The sequence below is a fragment of the Enterococcus alcedinis genome, from assembly GCF_014635985.1.
GTDB classification, from domain to species: domain Bacteria; phylum Bacillota; class Bacilli; order Lactobacillales; family Enterococcaceae; genus Enterococcus_I; species Enterococcus_I alcedinis.
The window spans coordinates 72,205-98,016 of sequence record NZ_BMDT01000008.1 but is presented as its reverse complement, the minus strand read 5'-3'; the positions used below and the strand labels follow the sequence as shown (position 1 = coordinate 98,016).

The 25,812-nt window shown below is 38.2% G+C and carries 30 protein-coding genes; 1 reads left to right on the top strand and 29 read right to left on the bottom strand.

Going from position 1 to position 25,812, the window contains the following annotated elements:
* Window positions 1-12: 12 nt before the first annotated feature.
* The 29 genes from IEV09_RS09210 to flgB form a co-directional block, all read right to left on the bottom strand.
* Complete coding sequence (locus IEV09_RS09210; RefSeq protein ID WP_188368004.1) at window positions 13-783, bottom strand: CheR family methyltransferase; 771 nt, start codon at window positions 781-783, stop codon at window positions 13-15.
* Between the two features lie 5 nt (window positions 784-788).
* A complete protein-coding gene (locus IEV09_RS09205; protein ID WP_188368038.1) occupies window positions 789-1,796 on the bottom strand; it encodes a protein-glutamate methylesterase/protein-glutamine glutaminase in 1,008 nt (335 codons plus the stop codon).
* 12 nt (window positions 1,797-1,808) lie between these two features.
* Window positions 1,809-2,309, bottom strand: coding sequence for a chemotaxis protein CheD (locus IEV09_RS09200; RefSeq protein ID WP_188368003.1), 501 nt, complete (start codon window positions 2,307-2,309; stop codon window positions 1,809-1,811).
* Between the two features lie 2 nt (window positions 2,310-2,311).
* Window positions 2,312-2,782 (bottom strand): chemotaxis protein CheW, encoded by a 471-nt coding sequence (locus IEV09_RS09195; protein WP_188368002.1) that lies wholly within the window; start codon window positions 2,780-2,782, stop codon window positions 2,312-2,314.
* A gap of 24 nt (window positions 2,783-2,806) precedes the next feature.
* On the bottom strand, window positions 2,807-4,096 hold the full coding sequence (locus IEV09_RS09190) for a methyl-accepting chemotaxis protein (protein ID WP_188368001.1): 1,290 nt from the start codon (window positions 4,094-4,096) through the stop codon (window positions 2,807-2,809).
* A 111-nt stretch (window positions 4,097-4,207) separates the two neighbouring features.
* Window positions 4,208-4,918 carry a cell division ATP-binding protein FtsE gene (locus tag IEV09_RS09185; protein WP_188368000.1) on the bottom strand — a complete coding sequence of 237 codons (711 nt, stop codon included), beginning with the start codon at window positions 4,916-4,918 and terminating at the stop codon, window positions 4,208-4,210.
* 13 nt (window positions 4,919-4,931) lie between these two features.
* Entirely contained in the window at window positions 4,932-5,699 is a 768-nt protein-coding gene (locus tag IEV09_RS12820; RefSeq protein WP_188367999.1) for a flagellar hook-basal body protein, read from the bottom strand.
* Window positions 5,700-5,710: 11 nt separating this feature from the next.
* Window positions 5,711-6,418, bottom strand: a complete 708-nt coding sequence (locus IEV09_RS09175; RefSeq protein ID WP_188367998.1) for a flagellar hook-basal body protein — start codon at window positions 6,416-6,418, stop codon at window positions 5,711-5,713.
* Entirely contained in the window at window positions 6,415-7,125 is a 711-nt protein-coding gene (locus tag IEV09_RS09170; protein WP_188367997.1) for a sigma-70 family RNA polymerase sigma factor, read from the bottom strand. Before IEV09_RS09170 ends, IEV09_RS09175 begins: the two co-directional genes overlap by 4 nt.
* 22 nt (window positions 7,126-7,147) lie before the next feature.
* Complete coding sequence (flhA, locus tag IEV09_RS09165) at window positions 7,148-9,226, bottom strand: flagellar biosynthesis protein FlhA (RefSeq protein ID WP_188367996.1); 2,079 nt, start codon at window positions 9,224-9,226, stop codon at window positions 7,148-7,150.
* Window positions 9,227-9,251: 25 nt separating this feature from the next.
* Entirely contained in the window at window positions 9,252-10,319 is a 1,068-nt protein-coding gene (flhB, locus tag IEV09_RS09160) for a flagellar biosynthesis protein FlhB (protein WP_188367995.1), read from the bottom strand.
* Window positions 10,320-10,332: 13 nt separating this feature from the next.
* The gene (gene fliR, locus IEV09_RS09155) at window positions 10,333-11,085 is read right to left on the bottom strand and encodes a flagellar biosynthetic protein FliR (RefSeq protein ID WP_188367994.1); all 753 of its coding nucleotides are present in this window, start codon (window positions 11,083-11,085) and stop codon (window positions 10,333-10,335) included.
* A gap of 10 nt (window positions 11,086-11,095) precedes the next feature.
* A complete protein-coding gene (gene fliQ, locus IEV09_RS09150) occupies window positions 11,096-11,359 on the bottom strand; it encodes a flagellar biosynthesis protein FliQ (RefSeq protein ID WP_188367993.1) in 264 nt (87 codons plus the stop codon).
* Between the two features lie 18 nt (window positions 11,360-11,377).
* Window positions 11,378-12,151: a flagellar type III secretion system pore protein FliP gene (fliP, locus tag IEV09_RS09145; protein WP_188367992.1), complete on the bottom strand. Its 774-nt coding sequence runs from the start codon at window positions 12,149-12,151 to the stop codon at window positions 11,378-11,380.
* Window positions 12,132-12,515: a flagellar biosynthetic protein FliO gene (locus tag IEV09_RS09140; protein ID WP_188367991.1), complete on the bottom strand. Its 384-nt coding sequence runs from the start codon at window positions 12,513-12,515 to the stop codon at window positions 12,132-12,134. Before IEV09_RS09140 ends, fliP begins: the two co-directional genes overlap by 20 nt.
* 20 nt (window positions 12,516-12,535) lie before the next feature.
* The gene (locus IEV09_RS09135; RefSeq protein WP_188367990.1) at window positions 12,536-13,093 is read right to left on the bottom strand and encodes a flagellar basal body-associated FliL family protein; all 558 of its coding nucleotides are present in this window, start codon (window positions 13,091-13,093) and stop codon (window positions 12,536-12,538) included.
* Window positions 13,094-13,109: 16 nt separating this feature from the next.
* A complete protein-coding gene (locus IEV09_RS09130) occupies window positions 13,110-13,319 on the bottom strand; it encodes a flagellar FlbD family protein (protein WP_188367989.1) in 210 nt (69 codons plus the stop codon).
* 35 nt (window positions 13,320-13,354) lie between these two features.
* Window positions 13,355-14,248 carry a flagellar hook-basal body complex protein gene (locus IEV09_RS09125; protein WP_188367988.1) on the bottom strand — a complete coding sequence of 298 codons (894 nt, stop codon included), beginning with the start codon at window positions 14,246-14,248 and terminating at the stop codon, window positions 13,355-13,357.
* Window positions 14,249-14,329: 81 nt separating this feature from the next.
* Complete coding sequence (locus tag IEV09_RS09120; RefSeq protein ID WP_229731690.1) at window positions 14,330-14,716, bottom strand: TIGR02530 family flagellar biosynthesis protein; 387 nt, start codon at window positions 14,714-14,716, stop codon at window positions 14,330-14,332.
* Complete coding sequence (locus IEV09_RS09115) at window positions 14,706-15,257, bottom strand: hypothetical protein (protein ID WP_188367987.1); 552 nt, start codon at window positions 15,255-15,257, stop codon at window positions 14,706-14,708. The genes IEV09_RS09120 and IEV09_RS09115 overlap by 11 nt, the downstream gene beginning before the upstream one ends.
* A gap of 13 nt (window positions 15,258-15,270) precedes the next feature.
* Window positions 15,271-16,485 (bottom strand): flagellar hook-length control protein FliK, encoded by a 1,215-nt coding sequence (locus tag IEV09_RS09110; protein WP_188367986.1) that lies wholly within the window; start codon window positions 16,483-16,485, stop codon window positions 15,271-15,273.
* A gap of 34 nt (window positions 16,486-16,519) precedes the next feature.
* Window positions 16,520-16,942 carry a flagellar export protein FliJ gene (fliJ, locus tag IEV09_RS09105; RefSeq protein WP_188367985.1) on the bottom strand — a complete coding sequence of 141 codons (423 nt, stop codon included), beginning with the start codon at window positions 16,940-16,942 and terminating at the stop codon, window positions 16,520-16,522.
* Window positions 16,943-16,963: 21 nt separating this feature from the next.
* Window positions 16,964-18,298, bottom strand: a complete 1,335-nt coding sequence (gene fliI, locus IEV09_RS09100) for a flagellar protein export ATPase FliI (protein WP_188367984.1) — start codon at window positions 18,296-18,298, stop codon at window positions 16,964-16,966.
* Complete coding sequence (locus IEV09_RS09095; RefSeq protein WP_188367983.1) at window positions 18,288-19,145, bottom strand: hypothetical protein; 858 nt, start codon at window positions 19,143-19,145, stop codon at window positions 18,288-18,290. Before IEV09_RS09095 ends, fliI begins: the two co-directional genes overlap by 11 nt.
* Window positions 19,129-20,136: a flagellar motor switch protein FliG gene (fliG, locus tag IEV09_RS09090; protein ID WP_188368036.1), complete on the bottom strand. Its 1,008-nt coding sequence runs from the start codon at window positions 20,134-20,136 to the stop codon at window positions 19,129-19,131. The genes IEV09_RS09095 and fliG overlap by 17 nt, the downstream gene beginning before the upstream one ends.
* 27 nt (window positions 20,137-20,163) lie before the next feature.
* On the bottom strand, window positions 20,164-21,783 hold the full coding sequence (fliF, locus tag IEV09_RS09085; RefSeq protein WP_188367982.1) for a flagellar basal-body MS-ring/collar protein FliF: 1,620 nt from the start codon (window positions 21,781-21,783) through the stop codon (window positions 20,164-20,166).
* Window positions 21,784-21,804: 21 nt separating this feature from the next.
* The gene (gene fliE / locus IEV09_RS09080) at window positions 21,805-22,128 is read right to left on the bottom strand and encodes a flagellar hook-basal body complex protein FliE (protein WP_188367981.1); all 324 of its coding nucleotides are present in this window, start codon (window positions 22,126-22,128) and stop codon (window positions 21,805-21,807) included.
* A gap of 22 nt (window positions 22,129-22,150) precedes the next feature.
* The gene (flgC, locus tag IEV09_RS09075) at window positions 22,151-22,585 is read right to left on the bottom strand and encodes a flagellar basal body rod protein FlgC (RefSeq protein WP_188367980.1); all 435 of its coding nucleotides are present in this window, start codon (window positions 22,583-22,585) and stop codon (window positions 22,151-22,153) included.
* A gap of 33 nt (window positions 22,586-22,618) precedes the next feature.
* On the bottom strand, window positions 22,619-22,996 hold the full coding sequence (flgB, locus tag IEV09_RS09070; protein ID WP_188368035.1) for a flagellar basal body rod protein FlgB: 378 nt from the start codon (window positions 22,994-22,996) through the stop codon (window positions 22,619-22,621).
* 722 nt (window positions 22,997-23,718) lie between these two features.
* Between flgB and IEV09_RS09065 the strand changes: the two genes are divergently transcribed.
* Window positions 23,719-25,770 carry a methyl-accepting chemotaxis protein gene (locus tag IEV09_RS09065; RefSeq protein ID WP_188367979.1) on the top strand — a complete coding sequence of 684 codons (2,052 nt, stop codon included), beginning with the start codon at window positions 23,719-23,721 and terminating at the stop codon, window positions 25,768-25,770.
* Window positions 25,771-25,812 lie beyond the last annotated feature (42 nt).

Genomic DNA, 25,812 nt, shown 5'->3' with positions numbered 1-25,812 from the left:
TCCTTTCCTTGTTTATCCGATTTTTTGATAAATAAATGAATCAATTTTTTCTAAGCCAAAGCGTTCAGAAAAGTTAATGGTTTCCGTTGCGCCGGTAAATAAGATACCACCTGGTTCTAATACGTCGCTAAATTTCTGATAAACCGCATCGCGTGCCTCGTTTTTGAAATAAATCGTTACGTTACGACAAACAATCACATCACATTTCTTCTCATACGGATCAACGAGCAAGTCATGTTTTTTGAATTGAATGCGTTGCTTTAGGTGCGCTTGTGCTTGGTAATCATCATTTACTACCGTAAAATGTTTCTTTAATTCATCTGATGGAATATTTTTGACTTCACTTGCTTTATACAGACCTGAACGACCACGTACTAAACAATTCTGGTCAATATCCGTTGCGACAATTTGCGCTTGACGAATGTTATGGTTATTTAAAATCATTGATAACGTATACGGTTCCGAACCAATCGAGCACGCGGCACTCCAAATCTTTAGTGCTTTGCCTTCTTGGCTTTTGCGAATAATTTGTTTTTCAAAAGCTTCAAATAAGTCTTTGTTACGATAGAATTCCGTTACATTAATCGTGATATGCGAAAGAAATTCTTGCTTTGCTTGTGGATTGGTTTCTAACAGTTTGGCATAGGCCTCTAGTGTACTGACACCCGCTGTTTGCATAATGTTGCCAATCCGACGTTGCATTTGGCGCTCTTTATAGGCTTCTAATTGAATGCCTAACTTTTGTTCCACCCATTGATTAAAAAACTCAAAATTTAATGTCATTTTTCTCACCTAACCATCTGTTTTAGTTTGTCACCAATCACATCTAAATCTAAGACTTCTTGTACAACACCCGATTCAATCGCATGCTTTGGCATACCGAAGACAACCGAGGTTTCTTTACTCTGCGCAATATTATAACCACCGTACTGTGCGACTTGTTTCATGCCTGCCGCACCGTCTTTCCCCATACCGGTTAAAATCAATGCGACAAGTCCACTGCCATAGACTTTAGCTGCTGAGCGGAATAAGTGATCGACAGCCGGTCTTGTCCCATGAACTTTCGCGTCTTGGTTTAATGCGATTCGACCGTCAGCAATTGTCATATGATAATCACCTGGACACAGGTAGACTTTATTCATAATTAATTCCCCATCGACCGCCTCTTTCACTTCAACCTTTGATTCGTCGTTCATCCGTTGGGCAAATGAGGTTGTAAAACCTTTAGGCATATGTTGCACAATAAAGATTGGTACTTTTAATGGCGTATCCAGTTCTTGGATAATATGAATTAACGACTTTGGTCCACCAGTCGAAGCGCCAATTACGACACCACGAACTTTGGTAGGAAATTGAATTTTTTGTGGATTTTTTAAGGGCGTCACTGGTTCACGTGTCGCAACCATTCGTTGCTTCTTTGGTGCCACGTTTTTAATTTTTCCGTAAAAATCACGAATCCATTCATTTTGAATCTCTTTGATATTTGTTGGTTTCTCCACAAAATCGGCTGCTCCTAAGTTTAATGCTTCGATTGTAACTTCTTTATTCGTCAAAGCACTCAACATAATGACTGGAACATCATACTTTTCTTTAATGATTTTTAATGTTTCTAAACCATTTAAAATCGGCATCTCAACGTCTAACAACACAACGTCTGGTTGCTCATCTTCTAATAGGGCCAATGCTTGTTTGCCGTTTCTTGCCACATTTGAAACTTTCACGTTCGGCATTTTTTCTAATAAATCGGTCACTACTTTACGCATAAACGCGGAATCATCGACAACGAAAATTTCGATTGTTACCCCTCCTTAAATATAAACCGTATCATGATTGACTGTTCGAACCATTGTCGAAAAGTCAGCCAGATCAACGAGCATCGTGCGGCCTTTGTTTCCACCGACATGCTTTGCAACGATATCAATTGATAACTCTTCTAGGATTTTTTCGACTGCTTCAATATTACGCTCGCCAATTCCTTGTCCGGGTTGATTTTTACCAAAATCAAACATACTCGCACCACCGACAATTTTGGCTTTCAATTGTGGGCGGCGGGTTGTTTGTTTTTTGATTTCTTCAACCATTTCAGGGATGGCTAAATCCGCAAATTTCGCCACTTTTATTTCTTGACGTCCTGCAAAGAAACGACTGTCCGGTAACATAATGTGACTCAAACCACCAATTTTTGAGCGTTCATCATAAATAATCGTTCCAATACAAGAACCTAACCCCACCGTAATCAGTTTGTTCGGTGCTTGTGCTGTTTTGTAATCAGAAATACCAACGCGTACCTCTTGTGTTTGTAAGGACATCTTTAGTCTTCCTTCAATTCAATCAGTTCTTCCAAATCAACTAATGCCGGTGTCTCTTGTTGATTATCAAACAAGAATGCCATTGATAATTGCATCACTATGCGCTCGTCTAATTTTAAGAATTGCTCGATGTATCCTTGTTTTAAAGCTGCGCGAACGAGTTCTTCTTCGTAACGACTTGTTTCCATATATGAAATATCAACAATATCTTCTACGTAAAGACCTAGCGACTGACCTTCCCACTGACATAAAATCACTTTAGTTGTTTCGGTTTTGGTGGTGTATTCATGAAATAATTTTTTGCGCACATCGACAATTGGAATCATCTTCTCTTGATATTCATGTACACCTAAAATAAAATCAGAGACTTCCGGTAATAAAATAAATTGACTTGCTTCAATAATACGATCAACGTTTTGAACTAAAATTGCAAAAAATTGACCATGACTTTTAAAGACGACATACTGCTCCATCATTTTTCTTCCTTTCTTAACTGCTTAGAGTTTGAAATTTTCCACTTGGAATTTTAGAATCATCGCAATAGTTTCCATTTCTTGCGTATTTTGTTCAAAAGAATCAATCAACAATAAGAAGTTTTCTAAATTGGCATAAACTTCTTGTGTACTACCTGACGCTTCTGTAATCGTCGCTGAAATATTGTTAACTGCTGTTTGTACAATTTCTTTTTTCTCGATAATTTGGCTCAAGTGCGTTTCAGTTGTTTGTAAACCGCGAACGAACAAATTAACGATTTCTGACACTTTTTCAGATGAGGCAATGGCATCATTGACTGTCTGACTACGCGCTTTGCCATCTTCAAAAGAACGAGTAATTTCTTTGGCGATATCACCTGATTTAAAACGAATGGAATCAATCATCGAGCGAATATTGTTAGCTGATTGGTTACTTTGCTCAGCTAAATTCCGAACTTCTTCTGCGACGATTGCAAAACCACGACCTGCTTCTCCTGCACGCGCTGCTTCGATTGAGGCATTTAGCGCAAGTAAGTTGGTTTGTTCTGCAATATCATTAATGAGTTGAACGATTTTTCCAATGTCTTGAATGTCATCATTCATTTGATTCACTTCTTGTACTAAGTTCGCTTGACTGGCACTTTCAGATTCCGAACTTTCAAAGACTTGTGTCATTAAACGCCCATTGGCTAAGTTTCTGTCATGCGATTCTTTTGCATAGCCATTCATTTGATTAATTTCGTCATTCAAATAACGGATTTCTTCGGCTAATTCATTTGTGATACGTGCCGTGTATTCAGCTTCTTCTGCTTCTTTTGAACTGGACTGAGCAATCGTCTGCATCGATCCTTGGATATTCCCCATCGCAGATTTTGCTTGGCGTGAAGTGTTGGTTAATTGATTGACCATATCACCCATACGTCCGCTCTCTTCTTTCATACCTACGATCACGGCTTTAAACATATTCGTTAACGCATCTAAGTCTTCTGCTAAACGCATCGATTCTTGATCGTTTGACTTGACACGATTTGAAAATTCCGCTTGGAAATTTCCTTGACGAACTTTTTCTAACTCCGTTAAAATCTCTGTCATTTCTTTTTTATTCGCTGATCCTCGTCTGAATACAAGGATAAATAAAACATGTAATCCGATAATTATGAGTGAGAAAATTTGAAACTTTTTTGTCACTTCCGCATTGGCTAGTGGTTGAATGACAAACAAATACCCGCCCAAAACAGCTAGTATCGTTAAAATGACTGGCCATAATGACAGAATGTGAAAATTTCCTGATAATTTCTTTTGTTTCGCTTGCATACGCATATCCCTTCTATCTTCATAATATTGGCTACTTTTTTAAGAAATAATAAAAAAGATAGTCTTATTATCTTTATCGGAATAGCAAAGGATTTCTTTAAGCGCTAGAAGCTACCAAACGTAAACATCTTTTGGATCGGCGTAACGTGAGTAGCCGCCATTGGCATCATCACGAATTAACTGACCGTCTTTTAGCTCCAATACTCGGTAGCGAATCGAGTTAACCATCGTACTATCATGGGTTGCAAGTAAAATCGTCGTGCCTGACTGATGAATTCTTAAAAAAAGTTTCATCATATCGACTGAAGCATTGCCATCAAGATTGGCTGTTGGTTCATCCGCTAGTAAGATCGATGGCTGATTGACTAAACTACGTGCAATCGCAATTTTTTTACGTTGCCCAATCGATAATTCACTTGGCAAGCTTTTTTCAAAACCGCTCATTTGAACAAGTGCTAAGACGCCTTCAATTTTTGTGCGAATTTCTTTGTCTGGTGTTTCAACGGCTTTTAAGGCTAAGGCAATGTTTTGGTACACGCTTATTTGTGGAATGAGGAAATCGTCTTGCGAGACGATTCCCAATTCACGACGGAGCAGATATAGATGACGAGAAGGTATCAAATCAACGCGGTATTGATTTAATTGAATCAAGCCGCTTGTTGTTTGAATTTCCTTTGATAATGCTTTGAACAAGGTACTTTTTCCTGATCCACTTGGACCGACACAATACACAAACTCTCCTTGTTTGATTTCAAAAGAAACATTTCTTAGCGCTTCTCGCCCATTGCGATATTTTTTATTGAGTTGTTCTACTTTAATCATATCTTGCCTCGCCTTAATCAGTCATACGATTAGTAATACTCAGTAACTCATCGGTTGACTGTAAGACACGGGTATTTAAAGAGTAGGCGCGTTGTGTCACCATCAAATCGGTCATTGATTGGGCGATATTCACATTCGATTGTTCCAGTGAGCCTTGACGAACGGTAAAGCCTTCGTTGACTAGTTGCGCTTGTCCACCTTCAATCAGTTGGAATTGGCCATTGCCACTTGCTTCCAATTGATTAAGGTTTTCTGGTTGATAAACGTTAATTTTACCAACGAGTGTTTGGCGACGGTCTGCTGTCGTAATCGATACATTACCTAATTGATCAATGCCAACGGTTCCTTTGGGCCAAGCGTTTTCCGGTAAGTAGCGCGCCATATCGACTGCTTGACCTTGACTGTTAACTACACGTCCCGTTTCATCGAGTCCAAAGTTTCCGTTACGCGTCAAAGTGAGTTGGTTGTTTTCATCACGTAAACCAAAGAATCCTTGTCCTGCCAATGCGACGTCCCATTCATTACCTGTACTTACAAACGCTCCTTGCTCAAAATGGATTTGCTCCAATTCGGCTTCGACGCCACGGTAAATACTTGATTGTGCTGCGGCGTCAATCGGTGCTTGGCTATTAAGAATCGGATTGTGTAAAAGCTCTTTGAATTGCATCGTTTGTTCTTTGTAACCCACTGTGTTCACATTCGCAATATTATGCGAAGTCGCATTTAATTTTTTTTGTAAGCCATTAATTCCTGAACGGCTAATATTTAATAGATGATTCATTCATTGCCCTCCTATACACGCCCGATTTCATTTGTTGCTTTTTGTAATGTTTGGTTAACCGTACTCAATACTTTTTGATTGGCTTCATATTCACGGGCCGTTTGCATCAATTCAACCATTTCATCAGCTACTGTAACATTCGATGTTTCTAAATAACCTTGGTTGACTTGTGCATTCGCAACGACTGTACCCGCAACTTGACTCGTAAAGTAACCATTACCAGCAATTTGCAAACGTTGCGGCTCATTGAATGCCGTGATTTTAAAGTTTGGTCGCGTATCGTTCGCTGCAACGCCTTGATTGTTTGCTCCTAAAACAAGGTAACCTTCTTGCGTAACTAATTCGTTTTGTGCATTGACGCCAAAATGCCCATTACGTGTATAGCCTTCTTGACCATTTGGCATACGAACACTAAAGTAACCCTCTGATTTCACTGCGAAATCCGTCGTCCGTGTCGTTTGCTCCAAAGCGCCTCGTGACGTATCTAAAGCTGATCCTGCAATCTCATTACCGAAAGTAAAGCCACCGATTGGATTTCGGCGATTAACTTCTGGGCCACCTTGATGGTTCATCATATCGACTTCTTCAAGCGTTTGTTGGAATAAACGCTGACTTTGAAAACCCGTTGTTTGGCTATTGGCCATGTTGCTACTCGTATTTTCTTGACGCTTTTGTAATATTTGGAAATTTTTGGTTAACGTATCAATTGAACGAATCACTGTAATTCCTCCTCAATGCTCAGTTTTAATTTACTAATAATTTTTCCGTGAATTTGTGAGACACGCGCAATTGAAATCCCTAGAATTTCAGCAATTTCTTTTAAGGTCATTTCTTCTTTATAATATAAATCTAAGATGATTTGCTCTCTTTCCGCTAGTTGCGTCACACTTTTTTCAAGTGCTTTTTTGCGTTCATCCTCTAAAAGTGTCTCTTCGACATTCGGGATGCTTTGATCTTGGATGGTATCTTCAACGGTCATACCATCATCGTTTTGATTGAACAACGTTGCTTCTAGTGAGACACTCGCTAAATAATTCAAACTATCATAAATCTCATTTAGTTGTGCTCGTGTGATAGCTAACTTCTGACAAATATCGGTATCCGTCACGTCACCTTTTTGCTCTTGTTCGAGTTCTCGCTTCGCTTCATAGTATTCATTCAACTGAGTCATGCGATAGCGTGATATTTTCCCATGTTTACGCACTTCATCAAAAATGGATCCTCTGACACGAATGGCTGCATAACTTTCAAAGGGGACTTTTTTCGAGGCATCAAACTTCTTTAGGGCGTCCATCAAACCAATTACACCGATATTGAATAAATCCTCTTTTTCATAATCGGTATTCTTAATAGTAATACGATTAACAACACGATCAACCACAGGCAAATATTTCAATATTTCCTCTTCAAAACTCAATTCATACATCAAAAGCATCCTTTCTTACGCACTATATTTCTACACTACCAACAGACTCAATCATCATTTCGTTTGGCACTTCATTCAAGGACAAGACCGCAATATCAGGGAAATTAAAGGAAATTAATTTTCTTAACGCTAAACGAATTTTAGGTGACGCTAGGATTACATGTGGAATACCATCCGCGATTAGTTGTTGATGAATTTGTCCCAGTGATTCTAATAGCAAGTTGACAGTATCTGGTTTTAAAACCGGATACGAGCCTGTTGCCGTCTTTTGAATACTTTGAGCAATCAGTTCCTCGACTTTTGGATGAATCACGATGACTTTTAATTGTTGCTCTGCATCCATGTATTTCGTCGCTATGGTTCGTTTCAACGATTGACGAACATATTCGGTCAACATTTCTGTATCTTTTGTGACTAATCCGTAATCCGCTAATGTCTCTAAAATTGTCGCTAAGTCGTTAATTGGAATTTGTTCATCTAACAAGTTTTGTAAGACTTTTTGAACTTCTCCTAAACGCAAAATTTCAGGAATCAATTCATCAATCACGACGTTGTATTGCTCTTTAATGCCTTCTAATAATTTTTGAACTTCTTGACGTCCTAACAGTTCAGGTGCATGTTCGTAAATAATTTCTTTTAAATGAGTGGCGATGACCGTTAGTGGCTCAATAACTGTAAATCCTTGTAAATCAGCCATGTCACGGTCCTTTTCATCAATCCACATCGCTTCTAAATTAAAGGCCGGTTCACGAGTCATAATCCCTTCAAAAGGAAACGGCTCATCATTCGGACTAATAATCATAAATTTATTTGGATAAATATCCCCTTTACCGACTTCATTTCCACGAATTTTAATCGAATAGTCATTCGGTTCTAAATAGAGGTTGTCGCGAATTCGGACAGGACTAACCAAAATCCCGAGCTCTTGAGCACTTTGTTTCCGAATCGCCACAATACGGTTCATTAAACTATTATCCGTTGTGCCATCGATCATCTGAATCAACCCATAACCAATTTCAATTGAGATTGGTTCTACTTGGAAGGATGCGACCGAATCGTCTTCTTCTTGTTGCTCTTTTTTCAACTGTAATGCTAGGCGTTGTTCCTCTTTCTTACGTTCCTTTTTAACTTTTTCTTCTTGTTGCTTAATCGCAAAACTCGCAACAAATAAAGCCACACCTAATAAAGCAAACGGTAAGAAAGGAAAACCAGGAACAATCGATAATGCGAATAAAATGACGCCCATGATACGGAAGAGTTGTGGATTACGCATAATATCTTCCGAAATATCTTTACCAAACGTACTATCATTATCTGAACGAGTCACCATGATACCTGAGGCAACGGAAATGAGTAACGAAGGAATCGAGCTAACTAAACCATCACCAATCGATAATTTACCAAAGGTCATGAAGGCTTCGCCCATCGTCATTTGACCACCCATTGAAAAAATCAGTGATCCGCCGATTAAGTTAATAACAGTAATTAATATTCCAGCAATCGCATCACCTTTAACGAACTTACTTGCACCATCCATCGAACCAAAGAAGTCCGCTTCACGCTGCAAGTCTTTTCGACGTTTACGTGCTTCACCTTCGTCGATTAGACCAGAGTTTAAATCAGAATCAATCGCCATTTGCTTTCCAGGCATCGCATCTAAAGTAAAACGAGCGGATACTTCAGATACACGTCCCGCACCATTGGTTACAACGATTAATTGGACAATTGTGATAATTACAAATAAAATAATTCCGACAATATAGTTATTACCGGCTACCACGTTGGCGAAGGCATCGATGACTTTACCACCGTTTCCTTGTGTCAAAATTAAACGAGTTGACGATAAGTTCAAACCAAGACGAAACATCGTTGTTAATAATAAGACTGTCGGAAAGGTTGAGAATTCTAGGACATTTTTGGTCGATAAAGTAATTAGTAAAATGTTCATCCCAACCGTTAAATTGACAATAATTAACAAGTCTAAAAACGTGGCTGGTAATGGAATTAAAATCAAACCAATAATTCCTACTACTAAAAAGGACACGATCACTTCTGACCAGCCAACTGTTTTTAACGATTTTTTTGTCGCTGTTTGATTCATTTTCGTTTTCTCCTCTTTCTAGTAGTTAAATTTTATATTTTTTCTGTTCTTCTAATTGATAGACAAGCGCAATAATTTCTGCAATCGACTCATACATTTCAACCGGGACAAAATCCCCTGCTTCAACAAGTGGGTAGAGCGCTCTGGCGACTGGTCGATTCTCAATCATCGGAATATTGAGTTTACTTGCTTCTTCTTTCATTTTTTGTGCAATTTCATCGGTTCCTTTAGCTAGAACTTTAGGAACTTCCTCCCCTTTTGCCTCGTAACGAATCGCAATCGCATAATGCGTCGGGTTCGTAATTACGACCGTCGCGTCTTTGACGTTTGCTACCGCATTACGCATCGCCTCACGGTGTCTGGCTTTACGTTGGGCTTTAATTTGCGGGTCCCCTTCCATTTGTTTATGTTCCTCTTTAATTTCATGCTTCGACATTTTTAATTTTTTCGTGTGATTGTAGCGTTGATATAAGTAATCCACAATACTAATCACAAACATAAAAATAGCAATTTGTTGCATCAGCGTCTTAGTGAAATGCAGTAAGAAACCCAAAAGCTGTTGTGTTCCAACTTGATTTAGTTTCATAATATCTGGTAACGCATCGATAAATTGTTGGTAACACAGATAAAAGACGATTAAAAATTTGAGGATTGTTTTTATACTATTAACAAGTGATTGCATACCGAATAAATTTTTAAAGCCAGAAATTGGATTTAATTTTTTAAAATTAGGTTTAATAACTTTCGTTGAAAATAGCAATCCAACTTGAACTAAGTTTCCTAGCAAACCAACTGTGACACTCACTAAGAAAAATGGAAAGAGGAGTAGGGCAAAAACAAACAATACTTGAAGGGTTAACTTAGGTAAATCATTAAAGATGGTTTCATATTGATACAAACGTTCAAGTGAATGCGTCATAAAAGGAATGAGTTGACGGACTAGATATTCCCACAATGGAATAAAAACAATGGCAAAAGCGAACAAGGACAGAGCCGGTACAAGATCGGCACTTTTAGGGATATCGCCTTTTTCTCGGCTATCCTTGAGTCGCTTGGGGGTGGGCTTTTCAGTTTTTCCATCTTTATCCGACATTTCCTCACCTCATTTATGAAATAGATTTAATAAACTCCATCATATACTGCAACGATTTTGGTACGATTTTCGTTAAATATTCCAACGTGTTTGGAACTAAAAGTAAAAAGATTATAAAACTAAACCCAGATTTCATCGGCATCCCCATCATTAAGACGTTGATTTGAGGAATTGTCCGTGACAAAATACCGAGCAAAACATCAATCACCATGGCTGAAATCACTAAAGGTGCTGCCAAGTGCAGCGCCATTTCAAAAGTTAGCGCAAAGAGCTTAATCACACCTTCAACAGTCACACCTGGAATACTGGCCGCTCCAATTGGTACGAGTTGGAACGAATCAACAACTCCTTTAATGAGGTAATGATGCAGATTGGTTAAAAAAATGACCATTAACGTCAACCAATAATAAAGCTTACCGTATTGCGAAGACATGATTTGAAACGTTGGATCATAGGCTTGTGCCATCGAGAATCCAACTTGGAAGTCCACAAGCTGTCCGGCAATTTCGACGCCAGTAAAAACCAACTGACTTAAAAATCCCATTGCTAGTCCAAATAATACTTCTTTCCAAACAACAAGCCCAAATACAAAGAGGTTGTCGATTGGTTCAAAACTTGGGACTAACGGTACGGTTACAATCATTAACGCCGCAGAAAGAATGATCTTCGAAAAATTCGGTATGCCTTTTTGTGAAAAGACGGGTGAGATGATCATAAAGGCTGTGATTCGTATAAAAACAAAGATACCTACTTGTACAAGTTCCATTTTCTACGCCTCACATTGTTGCAATTATTTTAAAAATAGACTTTGTAAAATTAATTAAAAGATTTAACATGAAATTTCCAGTTAGTAAAATCGTTAAGAAAATTGCAATCAATTTCGGTACAAAGCTCAATGTTTGTTCTTGGATTTGAGTTGTGGCTTGAAAAATACTAATAATTAAGCCGACGATTAAAGCGACTAAGACCGCGGGCCCAGCAACGAGTAAGATTCTTAAAAACGCATCCCGCATCACTTGGGCAACAAGTTCAATTGACATTTCTTTCCCTCTACTTTCTTATTGGAAACTTCTAACAAGTGATTCGACGACTAAATACCAGCCGTCAACTAGAACGAATAACAGTAACTTAAATGGTAAGGCAATCATTACCGGGGACAACATGAACATTCCCATCGACATCAAAATACTGGCGACGACCATATCAATGATCAAAAAAGGAATAAATAACAAGAAACCAATACTAAAGGCGGTTCGTAATTCGCTAATAATAAACGCCGGTGTCATAATTGTAAGTGGCACTTCTTTATATGAAGGGTACTTCCCTTTTTCATCAGCAATATCTAAGAATAGTTCTAAATCTTTTTTGCGCGTTTGTTGATACATAAATTCTTTGATTCGTACTTCTGAGCGCTCAAAAACAACTTCTTGTGAAATTTCTTGTGCTTGGTACGGTTTAATTGCTTGATCGTAAATATCTGTATAAACAGGTCGCATCACAAAAAAAGTCAGAAACAGCGCCAAACCAAGTAGCACTTGGTTTGGTGGGTTTTGCTGTGTTCCTAGAGAATTTCGGACGAACGATAGAACCATAATTGTCCGGGTAAAAGATGTCATCATGACTAAAATAATTGGAATGACCGATAACAAGGTAATTAAAATAAAATTATTGACGACGGCATTGTCTCCATTGCCATTTGTCATGAAATCACCAATCGTTTTGGTTATTTCATCTGTTGTTACAGCAAAGGCCGTTACTGGGGTCAAGAAATAAATTAAGCCTGCAAGCAAACCTAGCCCCAACCAAAGGCGTCTATTCTTTAAAATTTCCATGCTTTTGATCCTCTTTCTTTTTCGTTAACTGAGCCACGCTTTTTTTAACTAAATTCGCAAAAGCTTCCGGTACGATTGGTTCCACTGGTGATTTCAAGGTTGCTTCGTAAGCTGCGACTTCTTCTGCAGTTAAAATTTTGATAATCTGATTTTGATTTTCAGACAAACTCATAATATAATGTTGGTCAAGAATTTTAACAATCGCAATCGAAGACGACTTACTGACACCTAATCGTTGAATGACTTCAATCACTTCTGAGGATTGATTCGTGTAACGGTTTAAATACTTGAGGGTCCAATTAATCGCATAAATAATCACGATTAAAAAAATAATCATTTTAAGCACTGAAAAAAATAGTTCCATTAGTTGTTTTGGCCTCCTATTTATTGAATAACGAAATCAGTAATGTAAACTTCGCCGACAATCCCTTTACCATAAGCGTTGTTAATCACTTCTCTTAACTCTAATTTCAAGCTAGCGATGCTTTCTGGTGTGTCTAAAATATCGCCACTTGTTTTTTGGCGTAACGTGTTAACAACACTGTCACGTACCACAGCTACGTTTTGCGTTAATTCTAAACTGTCTTTTTCATTACTCGTTAGTAATGACATCGTAATGCGCATGTATTCAGCTTTTTTATTGTCACCTTTTGCTAAATTGACTAAGAATTCTTCCATTGGAACAATAACTTGTTCTTCACCAATTTTTCCGTGAGTTGTTGCTGGAGGCGCTTCAGAACCTACAACGACAAGCGGTGCAATAAATTTATTTGTTACGATCGTTCCTGCAATACTACCAACGACAACCAATACGGCAATCACTGGAATAATGATCGCTAAACTTAATGGTTTTCTTTCAGCAGAGTCTTTCACCTTTGTTGCATCTGTCGCTTCGGCATTTTTATCTTTTGCTTTTGCTTTTATTTTTTCTTTTTTTGCCACGAGTAACGCTCCTTTTTTACTGATTTTTATTGATTTGAGGGACTTGACGGTAGATCGTTTGACGATAACTAATAATCCGGTGAACGACCACTTCTGGTGCTTCTTTCACGACAATTGTCTTGCTATCAATTAGTGTAATCGTTGTATCTGGCGTCTCTTCAATCCGATAAATTAAATCGGGGTTAATATAAAAATTTTTTCCGTGTAAAGTTGTAACAGCAATCATTTGATTCACCTCAAAGACTTTTTAGTTGAACCTGATTAACGTTTTAGGTTGATTAATTCTTGTAGCATCTCATCAGAAGTTGTGATCGAACGAGAGTTGGCTTGATAAGCACGTGTTGCGATAATCATTTCAGTAAATTCATTCGATAAATCGACGTTTGACATCTCTAATGCACCTGAACGTAATAATCCTGAACCATTTTCACCACTACTACCGATAATTGGTTCGCCGGTATTTGATCCTGATTGATAATTATTTCCACCCGCTTTTTCTAAGCCGTCCGCGTTATTAAATGTTGCCACACCGACACGACCTAATACGAATGTTTTATCTCCGTAACGTGCTAGTACAAGTCCGTTCGCATCAATTGCCATTGACTTATACTCTTCTCCTGCGCCACCTGGTAATTCTTCTGGTACGCTTAATGTTTCTAAGTTGCCATCATTTACTGGAATCGTCCCTAAATCAAAATCTTCCGTATACTCAACTGGTGGATTGGCTACAGCACCCATAACTTTCATCCCGCCATTATTGGTAATACTACCTTCTGAATCACGAACAAATGCACCATCACGCGTGTAATAGTTGATTGCATCGCCATCATTACCAGGACCACGTAAAACAAAGTAACCTGGACCACTGATGTAGAAGTCTAATTCGCGACCAGTTGTTTGCGGCGCTCCAACTGAGTGAATCGTATCAATTGATCCGATTTGTGAACCTAAACCAACTTGTTGAGCGTTTTTTCCACCAAGTCCGTTACCGGCAGCACTCGCATTCGTTGTTGTTTGGCTCATGATATCTTCAAAAACCACACGACTTGATTTGAAACCAACCGTGTTTACGTTGGCAATGTTATTTGAAATAACGTCCATTTTTACTTGTAAATTCTTCATTCCACTTACACCTGAATATAACGATCTTAACATTTAATTTTCCTCCTAATATTTAAGCATTTTCATCTGTCATTCCGAAAATGCAACGGCTTCTTTTACAAGTCCGGCCGTTTGTTATCTAATAAATTTGGCACTATCAATATTGGTAATCGTATGTAACTCTTCCATATCCATCGCGGTAATAATTGTTCGATTTTGGATATTGGCAATCAGACCAATGTCTTTATAGATTAGCAATGATTCTTTACTACCTTTTTCAGCTAATTCAGTCATCGCTTCATCTAATTGTTGGTAATCTGCTGGTTCTAAATGTAAATCTCTAGCAAGTAGTCGCTTTTGAGCATGGTGTGAAACATGTAATTTTTGAGTCTTTTGTTGTTGTAGTAGTTGTTGGAAATTTTGTTGTTCTTGTTTAAGCTCATGTACGCTTTTTGCGGCTGGCCTCACCGATGATGGATGGGTGGTCAGTCGATTAATGTTTGAAACCATCTTATGATTCATTACCAGACTCTGGCGTCTCGTCAACTCCTGGATCATCTGGTCGGACAATCGGATGCTCTGGTGTTACCGGATCTTCTGGCGTCACTGGTGGTTTGGTCGATACGCCATCACGATCACCAACCTCTTGAACGGCACTCAAGTAGTACTCAATTCCTGCAACAACAACAGTTGCGTAACCATCGACAAATCGAACTTTCTCGACTTTTCCATAAATCTTTTCTTCACCATCAGCAATTGTTACCTCACGACCAATCATTTCAAATGCTTGTTGTTGCTGATTCATCTGGATTGATGTTGTTAAGTTATCACCGATTTCCGTCATTTGTTGTAAAGAAGTAAATTGAATGAACTGGTTCACATAATCGGTTCCAGCATTGCCACCACCACCTGAGTCACCACCCATTACAGTCGGATTACTCATCGAAGCAGCTAAGATTTTTAAAAAGTCATCCATTGAAATATCCGAGGGATTGCTCTTTTCACGATGCTGTTCCACACCACGTGTATTCACTTGGGGATCATTATTAATTAAATTTGGCATTGTATACTCCTTTCTAGGCTAAAATATCGATACTTCCTTTTTCAATCGTTGTCTGCTTTTCAGCTGCGATTTCTGAGAATGTTTTGCCTTTATTTATTTGTTGTCCAAAAGTTTGCTGGCGACGCTCTTGTTGGAAACTTTGTTGGAAATTGGATTGATCCGATAGACTGGCTTGATTCAAGTCACTGCTTGCAACGGAAGCGGTTTCGGTCACTTTTCCTTGCATGACTTCTTGGAATTCTTGTTTATGCATAATTTGTTCTAAGCGTGGTTTTACGGTTTCTAAAAGTTGTCTCGTTTGGCTATTTTGAACGACAAATTCTAGTTGAACTTTATTGTTCGTGACTTGAATCGTTACTTCGACTTTACCTAATCGTTCCGGTAAGAGTTCAACCGTTAACTTTTGAGTCGATCCTTGATTCATGGTCGTGATTTTCTGAACAAGTGGCTGCTCTAATTTTTGAGCGACCTGAGTTAATGCCTTCTCAGTCGTTGCTGGTAAAGTCTGAGTCGTTTCTCTTGGTAACAAGCTACTTGGGATCTCAATTACAGTGGGTGTCACTGCGCTCGTTTTTGATAGTCCTTCAACTGATGATTGAGTAACAATCGTTGTTTCAACTGTCATCTTAGTTGCCATTTCTTGCTCCTCAATGTTCGTTGAAGTGATTATTGTTTCAGTTTCACTCACTGGATTAGAGGACATGAGCGAATCTGCTCCTAATGTTTGAGCTGTTAACTCACTCTTCATAAGTATCCCGTCACCTGATGTTGGCTCGATAGTCGACACTTGCTCTTCACCGGTTTCAACTATCGGTGATGTCATAGTCACGTCGCCCCCATTTGTACTTCTTAGTGGCATCGGGTTAAAAAACGAAGCGATTGCTTGTTGTTCTATCGTTGTGCTTGTGGATACATGACTTGGATCTAACACTTCGATTTGTTCGCTTTCTTGCGGATCAAGTTCCTCTAAGTCTTCAAGTTCTTCAGGTGTTTCAATGACTTCAGTATTTTCATTTTCAACGAGTAGTTGATTTTCTTCCAGGTCACCTACTTCAGGTAATTCTAGACTTTCTTCAATCGTGGGGTCTGTTTCAACCTGTTCTTGTTGCGTAAAGCCAGCTAACAATGATTGAAATTCAGTGTTTTTTGACTCTGCAGTCATTTTTTTGGAAGTGCTATCCAACGTTTTGTCACTGGCAATGAGATTCATTGTATCTATTGCTTTCATTTTCTTCACCTCCTTAAACCTGATTAGGATTTGTTTAACCCATCATCAAACTACGATTGCTCATTTCATCGAGTTGTTTTTGTTCATATAGCTTGAGCTCTAATTCATAAGCTTCTTTTTGTTTTTCCTCTAGTTTTTCTAAAATTTTCCGATCTTTTTGAGCGTTAATGTATTGATTTAGCATCACTTTGACTTGCTCTTTTAAATTCCAAACTTGGTTTTGCGCTTGGAGTGTTTGGCGATCAAGTTCAATTAAATACCAATAACGAACTTGCATCCGACTCACACCTTGAGCAGGTACCTCCATTAACATTTCTTTTTCTTGCTTCAAAAGTTCAAGATTTTCTTCTGCTTCAAACAAAGCTTGTTGGGCTTGTCCATAGTTGTTCTTGGCTTCATCTTCTACTGTCCAACGTACATCTAATACTTTTTCTAAACTAAAACGAAAGGGATTCATCTACTCTTCTCCTTCTTTTACTCAGCGATTCGTTGCTGTGTCTGAAAATAATTGATTCAATGCCATTGTTGTCACATCAAATGTTGAAAACTCATCCACGTTTTGACGTAAGAAGTAATTAATCGGATGATGCAGTGAAATCGCATAATCAATCACAGCGTTACTACCAGACTTATACGCACCTATATCAATTAAATCTTTTGATTCTTGATAAATAGCTAAATTCTCTTTTAACTCGCCAGCATACTTATGTTGTTCTGGACTAACAATCGCCTTCATCAAACGACTAAGACTGTTTTGAATATCAATCGCAGGATAATGATTTTGAGCGGCAATTTTACGAGAAAGGATAATATGACCATCTAAGATTCCACGCACCGCATCCGCAATTGGTTCATTCATATCATCGCCTTCAACTAAAACCGTATAAAAAGCGGTAATTGAACCTTTATTTGACATCCCACTGCGCTCTAGTAACTTCGGCAGTGTTGTAAAAACAGAGGGCGTGTAGCCTTTGGTTGTCGGTGGTTCTCCAATTGACAAACCAATTTCACGCTGAGCCATGGCAAAGCGCGTCACGGAATCCATCATTAAGACCACTTTTTTCCCTTTGTCACGATAATACTCAGCAATAGCCGTCGCCACATAGGCTCCTTTTAAACGAACAAGTGGTGGCGCATCGGATGTCGCACAAACAACAATCGAACGACGATAGCCTTCTTCACCTAATTCATTTTCAATAAATTCTTTAACTTCTCGTCCACGTTCACCAATTAAACCAATCACAATGACTTCCGCCTGTGAATACTTTGCAATCATCCCTAGCAAGGTCGATTTACCCACGCCACTTCCAGCAAAAATTCCTAACCGTTGTCCTTCACCAACAGTTAGTAAGCCATCAATGGCTCGAACCCCTGTTGGTAGGACCGTTGAAATATTTTCTCTTTCAAAAGGATCGGGAGAATCTTGCATGACTGGGTATTCTTCAAAATCACTCATATCTAAATTGTGTCCCATCGGACGACCAAGGCCATCAAAGGTATGCCCTAACATTTGATCATCGACTCGAATCGTTAAGGTTTTGCCTGTCCCTTTAACTAAACAGCCAGGACCAATCCCTTCTAATTCATCCAAAGGCATTAATAATACTGTTTTTTTGACGAATCCAACGACCTCTGCTAATGTCTTTTTCTCACTATTTTGAATGGAGATTTCACAGATTTCACCTACGAATAAATCTAGACCTTCAACTTTTACAATTAAGCCTACAACTTCACTGACTTTTCCATAAAGTGAATAAAAACGTTGCTGTTGTGCAACTTTAATAAAATTGGTTAGCGGTAACTCAAAGTTCATGATTTGCCTCATCCTTTTTTAGTTGTTCTAAAAATTGTTGCAGCTCTTCTTCTAAATTAAATGTTAGTAACATTTCATCCGATTCAACTTCGACTTGATAAGGCGTATAATTTTGTTCCTTCAAGATGGCATAACGGAAATTCGGAATCTCGGCTTTTCGTCTGATCATCTCTTCATTTATAACAGTGAAATGTTCAGGATGGGTTCGAATAATTAATAATTGATCTGGTTCTTCAATCGCTAACCACATCGGTTCCAGTACAGATAGAATCGTCGTTTCATCCAGCTCAAATTGTTTTTGAATCAACATCTGTGCCATCTCTACACTTGTTTGCGTCCACTCATTCTTTTTATCAAGGACGTACTGTTGGCTTTCTTCTAACAAGTTTTCAACATTCGATCGTGCAATTGCAACGATTGACTGCCCTTCTTGCTTAGCTTGCTCCATGCCTTCATTAAATCCGGTCGCATAACCTTCTTTTTCACCTTTGGCATAAGCTTCTTTATAAGCGGTTTCTTTTAATTTTTCACTTTCGCGTTGCGCTTCTTCTTGCATTTGTGCGACTTGTGCATGTGCTTCACTTAACATTTGTTCTTTTAACTGTGCGAGTTGTTCCATTTCAGCTTGCATGCGTGCTTCACGTTCTTTTTGCTCTTGTTTTAAACGCTCTTTTGCTTCTTTTTCTTGTAGAAATTGCCGTTTCTTCTCAAGACTCTCAAAGTCGGGCATTTCACCAACTGTTTTTGGGGTTACAGGTATGACTGGCACCTCAGTGATAATCGATGTCGCATTTTGTGCGCCATCTACTTGAATATCTTTAATGACACTCTTACTTAACCACTGCATCCTGTTCCCCTCTTCCAATATAAATCTCGCCCGTTTCATCTAAACGACGGATGACAGATACCACGTGTTGCTGTGCTTCCTCAATCGCAGACAAGCGTGTTGGTCCCATAAATTGAATTTCTTCTTTAATATTTTCAACTGCACGACTTGATAAATTCCCAAAGATAAACTGACGAATATCTTCCGTTGTACCCTTAAGTGCAAGCACTAACATGCTGTTTTCCACATCGCGCAAGACTTTTTGAACATCCAAACGGTCGAGGCCGATAATATCTTCAAAGGTGAAGAGACTTGCTTTAATTTCATTAGATAATTCTGGTTGACGACTTTCTAAGTCAGTTAAGATGTTCTTCTCTGTACTGCGTCCAACCGAGTTCAGGATATCAACAAGTGTATTCACACCACCCACATTTTCCGTATCACTTTCAACTGAATTCGAGAAGCGATTTTCGATAACTGTTTCGATTTTAGCGATCACAGCTGGAGAGGTACTTGAAATCGTACCAATCCTTTCAGCAATCTCAACTTGTAAGTTACCAGGAAACTGCGCCAAAATATTGGCAGCTTTTTCTGGTTGCATATAACATAAAATTAAAGCCACAATTTGTGGATGCTCATTTAATAACACGTTGGTCAATTGTTGTGTGTCTGCTTTTCTAGCAACATTAAATGGACGCTCTCTTAGTTGAATCTGAGTTAAGACATCAAGGACTTCCTTTGCTCGTTGTGGTCCTAATGCTTGATGCAATAGATCTTTAGCATAATCAATCCCACCGTCTAAAACGTAACGACGTGCTGTCGATGTTGCAACAAATTCTTCTAACACTTGATCGCGTTGTTCTGGACTAACGAAATCAATGTTAGCAATTTCATAACTAACTTGTTTGATCACACTTTCAGGGAGTAACTTCATAATTTTTGAAGATGTTTCTGAACCTAAGGAAATTAATAAAATGGCGGCTTTTTTTATTCCTTCAATTGATGTATCCAATGTATCCAAATTTTTTTCACTCCCCGTTTATTTAATGTCTTTTAACCATGACTTGATAAGTTCTGCTGCAACTTCTGGGTTATCACCAGCGTATTGTTTTGCTTGTCGATCTTTTTGATCTTGTACTTTAATTTTTTCTTCTTGCGCTGCTTCTTCCAGAGCTTGCTTGAATTCTTCTTCTGTTTCAAGCGTTTCGTCATCACCGTAGAAGTCAGCCACAACTGGAACTGTTTCTTCGAATTCATCTTGCAACGTATCACTATCAACGTCTGTTTCGTCTTCAACAATGAAACTTTCTTGTGCTTCATTTCTACGTTTTAATAGTACGTAAACAAGGGCACTAATTAATATAAGTGAAGTAACGGCTAATCCTACGACGAAATACATGAGTAATTTATCTAAAGTAATAGTCATTGGCGTGTTTCCTTTCTTCGGCTCTTCGCCAACGGCATTGTCTTGCCAGAAGTCCATGCCTTGAACGGCAATTTGATCGCCACGCGCTTCGTCAAATCCTACAGCAGAAGCAATCAATGCTTCTAGCTCTCTTCGGATATTTTCTGGAATATCGGCACTGACAACAACTGAGCTAGTCATGCGACGAATCGTTCCTGGTGCACTAATAACCGTCGTTGTTTCAGTGTCTAGTTCATTATTAATACTACGACTGTAGCTGCTTGAACGCTCTTCTTCGCCACCTGTGACATTTGAAACGTTATCATTAACTTGTCCCGTTTGCGCACGTTCGATATCATCGCCACTACCTGTCGCCTCAATATTTTCACTGCGAACTTCAGGATTGGCATACTTTGTAGTTGTGCTTTCTTTGGAGTCAAAATCGAGGTCCACGTTAATTGAAACCTTCGCCTTCCCAACACCATAAATTGGTTCTAATAAATTCGCTACTTTCTTTTCTAATGTTTCTTCGTAGTTACGTTTTAACAACATGAATTTATCATTTACATTACCAATTAAATCATTTTCGTCTTCAGCTTGAACTAAAATCCGACCATTTTGGTCAACGATTTGAACATTTTCAGCTTTCAAATTTTCAACGGCACCAACGGTTAAAGCAACAATTCCCCGAACCGATGCTTCATCTAAGTTTGTTTTGACCGTCAAAGCAATCGACGCTGTTGCTTCTTTTTGATTCTCTGAAAACAAATCGTCATCAGGTGTCGATAAGATGACTTGGGCTTTTTGAACCCCTTCCAAAGAGCTAATTGCTCGTTGCAGTTCACCTGTTAATGCTCGTTGATACATAATTTTACGGTCTTCATCAGTAGTCATGATGCTTGCACCGTCAAATAATTCAAAACCACTTGAACTATCCGGTAACTTATCATCAACCGCTAATTCTATACGGTATTCATCAATTGAATCTTTCGCAATTAACACAGTCGTTCCATTGTCTGTTAATTGGTATGGTATTTTCTTTTCTTTTAAGTCCTGCGTAATCACTCCTGCATCGACTGAATTTAAATCAGTAAATAGGACACCATACTCGACTTTAGTTGCAAGGTAAAAGAGAAATCCACCTATAAAAACGGCACTTATTGCAAATAAAATAATCGACTTTTTTACGAGTGAGCTCAGTTCTTGCCATTTATATTTCAGTTGTTCTATTCCATCTTTTAGCTTGGCAACCATCACTTTTAATTCCCCTCATCTTTAAAATTGCATATTCTTTACATCGTTATAAGCTTCTAAACATTTGTTACGAATTTGTGTTGCGGTTTGAAGCATCAATTGTGCTTCAGTCATATGAATCATTACTTGAGCTAAGTCAGTTTCTCCACCAGTGATGACATTTTTCGTATCTTGATCCATCACCGTTACTTTGTCTTCTAATTTCGAAAACGCATCTCCCATATAATCACTGAATGTTAAACCTCGCTCATCGGTCTGTACCGGTGTAGCGACTGGACTCATTCCTGTTTCTTGTAAATTATTGCGATAATCTAATAGTTGATTCGTGTAATTTATCCCGTTCATGCCGTCGTTCCTCCATTATTGATTAGTCTTTGGAAATTTCTAATGCCTTACGCAAAATTAATTTGTTTGCTTCTAACGATGATGCATTCGCTTCATATGTACGTAACGCCTCTATCATCGCTACCATTTCATCGGCTGTATTGACATTCGATAGTGCGATATAGCCATCTTCATCCGCATTTGGATTCGTTGGATCGTAACTTAAATTTTCGGTCTGATCTTCACGGATCTGATTTACCTTAACACCAAAACTCATTTTTTCTGTTTTAAGACCTTGTTGTGTTGCTTGAACATTTTTCAAACTTTCAGAAAAATCAATTGTTTTGCGACGATAAGCTTCGCCGTTTTCTGTCTGATGTGTATTAACATTCGCAATATTGGTAGAAATTGTATCTAACTTTAATCTTTCTAGTGCTAAACCACTTGCATTAATATTCAATCCAGTAAAAATACTCATTTATTGTTCTCTCCTTCACAAGTCTGCTCTGTTCTAATGGGTTGTTACGTAATTTAACATTTTCAAACGTCCATTCATTTGAGCCGTTAACGCTTGGTAGTAGAGGCCGTTTGTTGCTTGATCGACCATCTCGATGTCTAAATCCACATTGTTACCATTTTCTTTAAGACTTGTCTGGTTATTCGATGTAATACGGGGTTCTAAGTTTTGGTCAGGCCTTCCTAGGTGTTTGGGATGAGTAGTTATTAGTTTAAATTGTTTTTTATCCATTGCTTCCTTTAAGTTGGTTTCGAATTCAATGCGTTTACCTTTATAATTATCGGTATTGACATTCGCAATGTTCGTCGAAATTAAATTCGCTCTCGTTGAAGAAACGTTCAGTGCTGTTTTTAATAAGTCGTAAGTTTTGATGCTATTCCCTCCTATACTCTCTTCTCTTATTAATAGTTTTTTTATTATTACAAATTGCTCCTTGTTTAGAACTATTATAAAAAGTTCGCCTTTTACAAATACTGACCCAGTATAATAAACTTTTAATTAATATACAACTCTAAAAATATAAAAAAACTCATTTTCTCTATCGCATCGCATGTTTATTTGAAGTTTCTAATCAACTCTCACCCTAAATTCATAAACTGGAAAATAAGCGCTTTTTTCTCTGTGTTTTTTCATTTTATTCTCTTTTTTTCTACTCACACCTTATTAACATCGTTGTTTATACAAAAAAATTAATAGCTCTCATGAAAATCTTATGATTCTTTTCATGATTTTTCACTAAAAAAAAGCATATAAAGACGAACATTCCATTTTTTACGCCTCTTTTTTTTCTTCATTATAAGATTTTTATCATAATTAAATATTTCACATACTTCTATATTGATCGACACTTGATTTTTACTTCTTTTATTCTAAAGGTTCTAATGAATGTTTATTTTTAACTTTTTAGTAACTTACTATTTAAACTTGTTTGTTTTTATCCGATAAAAGTCACGGAAAGTATTTTTGTAGGGGATCTTTTTAACATTTCCAGAAAAAGGACAAGAAAGGAGAGCTTATTCCCTTGGGAAGGAAGAGTTCTATAGTAGGAAACTTGTCCAACAGTTACTAATTCTAAATGATAAGGAAGAGGACAAATGAAAAAAAGACAAAAAAGTATCGCGATATATCTTGGGTTGCTCCTAACAATGGTCGCTCTATTACCTGTATTGGCCATGGTGATTAGTTCACTCACAGTTTCAAACAATCTATTAGTGGAGCGAAATAAAGTTTCGCAAAAAAGTGCTTCTCAAACGATTCTTGAAGTAAAAGAATCGGTTTATGAGACAGCTGAAAATAAATTAAATGAGTTACTAGCTTTACCACTGTTTGCTGAAAAATTCCAGATAGATCAAATGGAAAACAGTATGGCTCTAGCAATTGCTGGGGATTCATCGATTGCAGATATCATTTTTACAACAGATAAAGGCGCATTCGCAACAGTTGGTGATGCACCCGTCGATTTTGATCCGACCTCACGTCCTTGGTATACCGAAGCGATGGCGAGTAAAGGGACATTAATCCGTACCTCCCCTTACTTAGACATCAACACAAACCAATACGTCACAACGATTGCAAAAGCTTTTCAAAACGCTGCTGGTGAGTGGGGAGTCATCAGTGCCGACCTTTCATATGAGAATGTCGACGACGTTGTTCAAAACCTCTCTGTTGGTCGTACAGGCCAAATTTTTCTCGTTTCAAACGAAGGACTTATCATTAGTGCCAATGATGAATCCTTAATTGGTGAATCCTTTGCGGAATTGCCAAATTTCAGTGATATGAGTAATAGCAAGGAACGCATGGGTGAATATTCTGATCAAAGTCAGAACGGTGCTTACTTATTTTTCGATAAAGGAGAAATACCAACCGAATCCTTCGTCATGATTAGTATGGCTGAAAGCGAGTTTGCTCAAGAAAATCGCGCACTGTTCTTATCGGCTTTGGCGATTTTAGTCATTATTTTAATTTTCATTGTTTTGATTAACTACATCGTCATTGCTCTCGTTCGTCAAATCCTTCAAGTATTAGGTGGCCGTTTGGAAGACATCGGACACGGGAATTTGCGGATGATTTCACGTTTAACAGCTGAAGATACCGGTCGTTTCACTGTCCGTTCTTGGGCACAACGTTTCGTTTATGCCGATGAAAACGGGAATGAGATCCATCGTCTGATTGCACTTTATAACCAGATGATTGCAGATATCGGTTCTGTCATCACGCGTGTTATGACAGAAAGTGTCCACGTAGCAACGATGGCTGATTCCCTGCTTGAGTTATCTGATCAAACGAAATCTGCCACAGAAGAAATTACCGAAACAATTACTGGAATTGCTGACGTTACGAGCGCTGAAGCGCAGGAAACAGAAGCAAGTGTCTATCAAGTTCAACAACTATCAACGATTATTAATCAATTAATGAATAATGTTTCCGTTATGAATAGTCAATCACAAGAATCGCTACAAATGAACCAGGAAAGTATGCAATTCATGGAAGAAGTTGATAACAACTGGCAACAAGAATTGGCTCAAATGAATGGCTTAGTGGTCAATATGAACGGAATGAATACAAGTATTCAAGATATTGGTAAAATAATCCAAGTCATCAATGATATTTCTTATCAAACAAACTTGTTAGCTTTAAATGCTTCGATTGAGGCTGCACGTGCAGGTGAATTCGGTAAAGGTTTCGCCGTCGTTGCGACAGAAATTCGTCAATTGGCAGAACAAAGTAAGAAATCTACTTTAGAAATCGAAAGCATTGTTTCAATGATTCAAAATCAATCCACAGAAATGGTTGCTAAAACTACGCTCTCACTTGAAGGTGGAGAAAAACAATCTGAATTGATTCAAGATGCGATTACAGCGTCAAATAATGTCCTTCAACGAAACACCACCTTTATTAATAGCATTGAAGACATTCAATCGGCAACAACAGAAATTGTTACGATTCAAGATACCGTTCGTGAAAATCTCGAAAGTATCTCCGCTTCAACGGAAGAAAATGCTGCAGGAACACAAGAAGTGTCGGCCAACTCAGAAGAAGTCTTAGCAACAATGGAAGAATTCACGGGTCATGTACGAGAACTACATGAACTAGCTGATGGCTTGAAAAAACTTGTCGCGCATTTTAACGTATCAAATAACCCATAAAACAAAAATATAAAACTATTTTGACACTTAATTACGAAATAA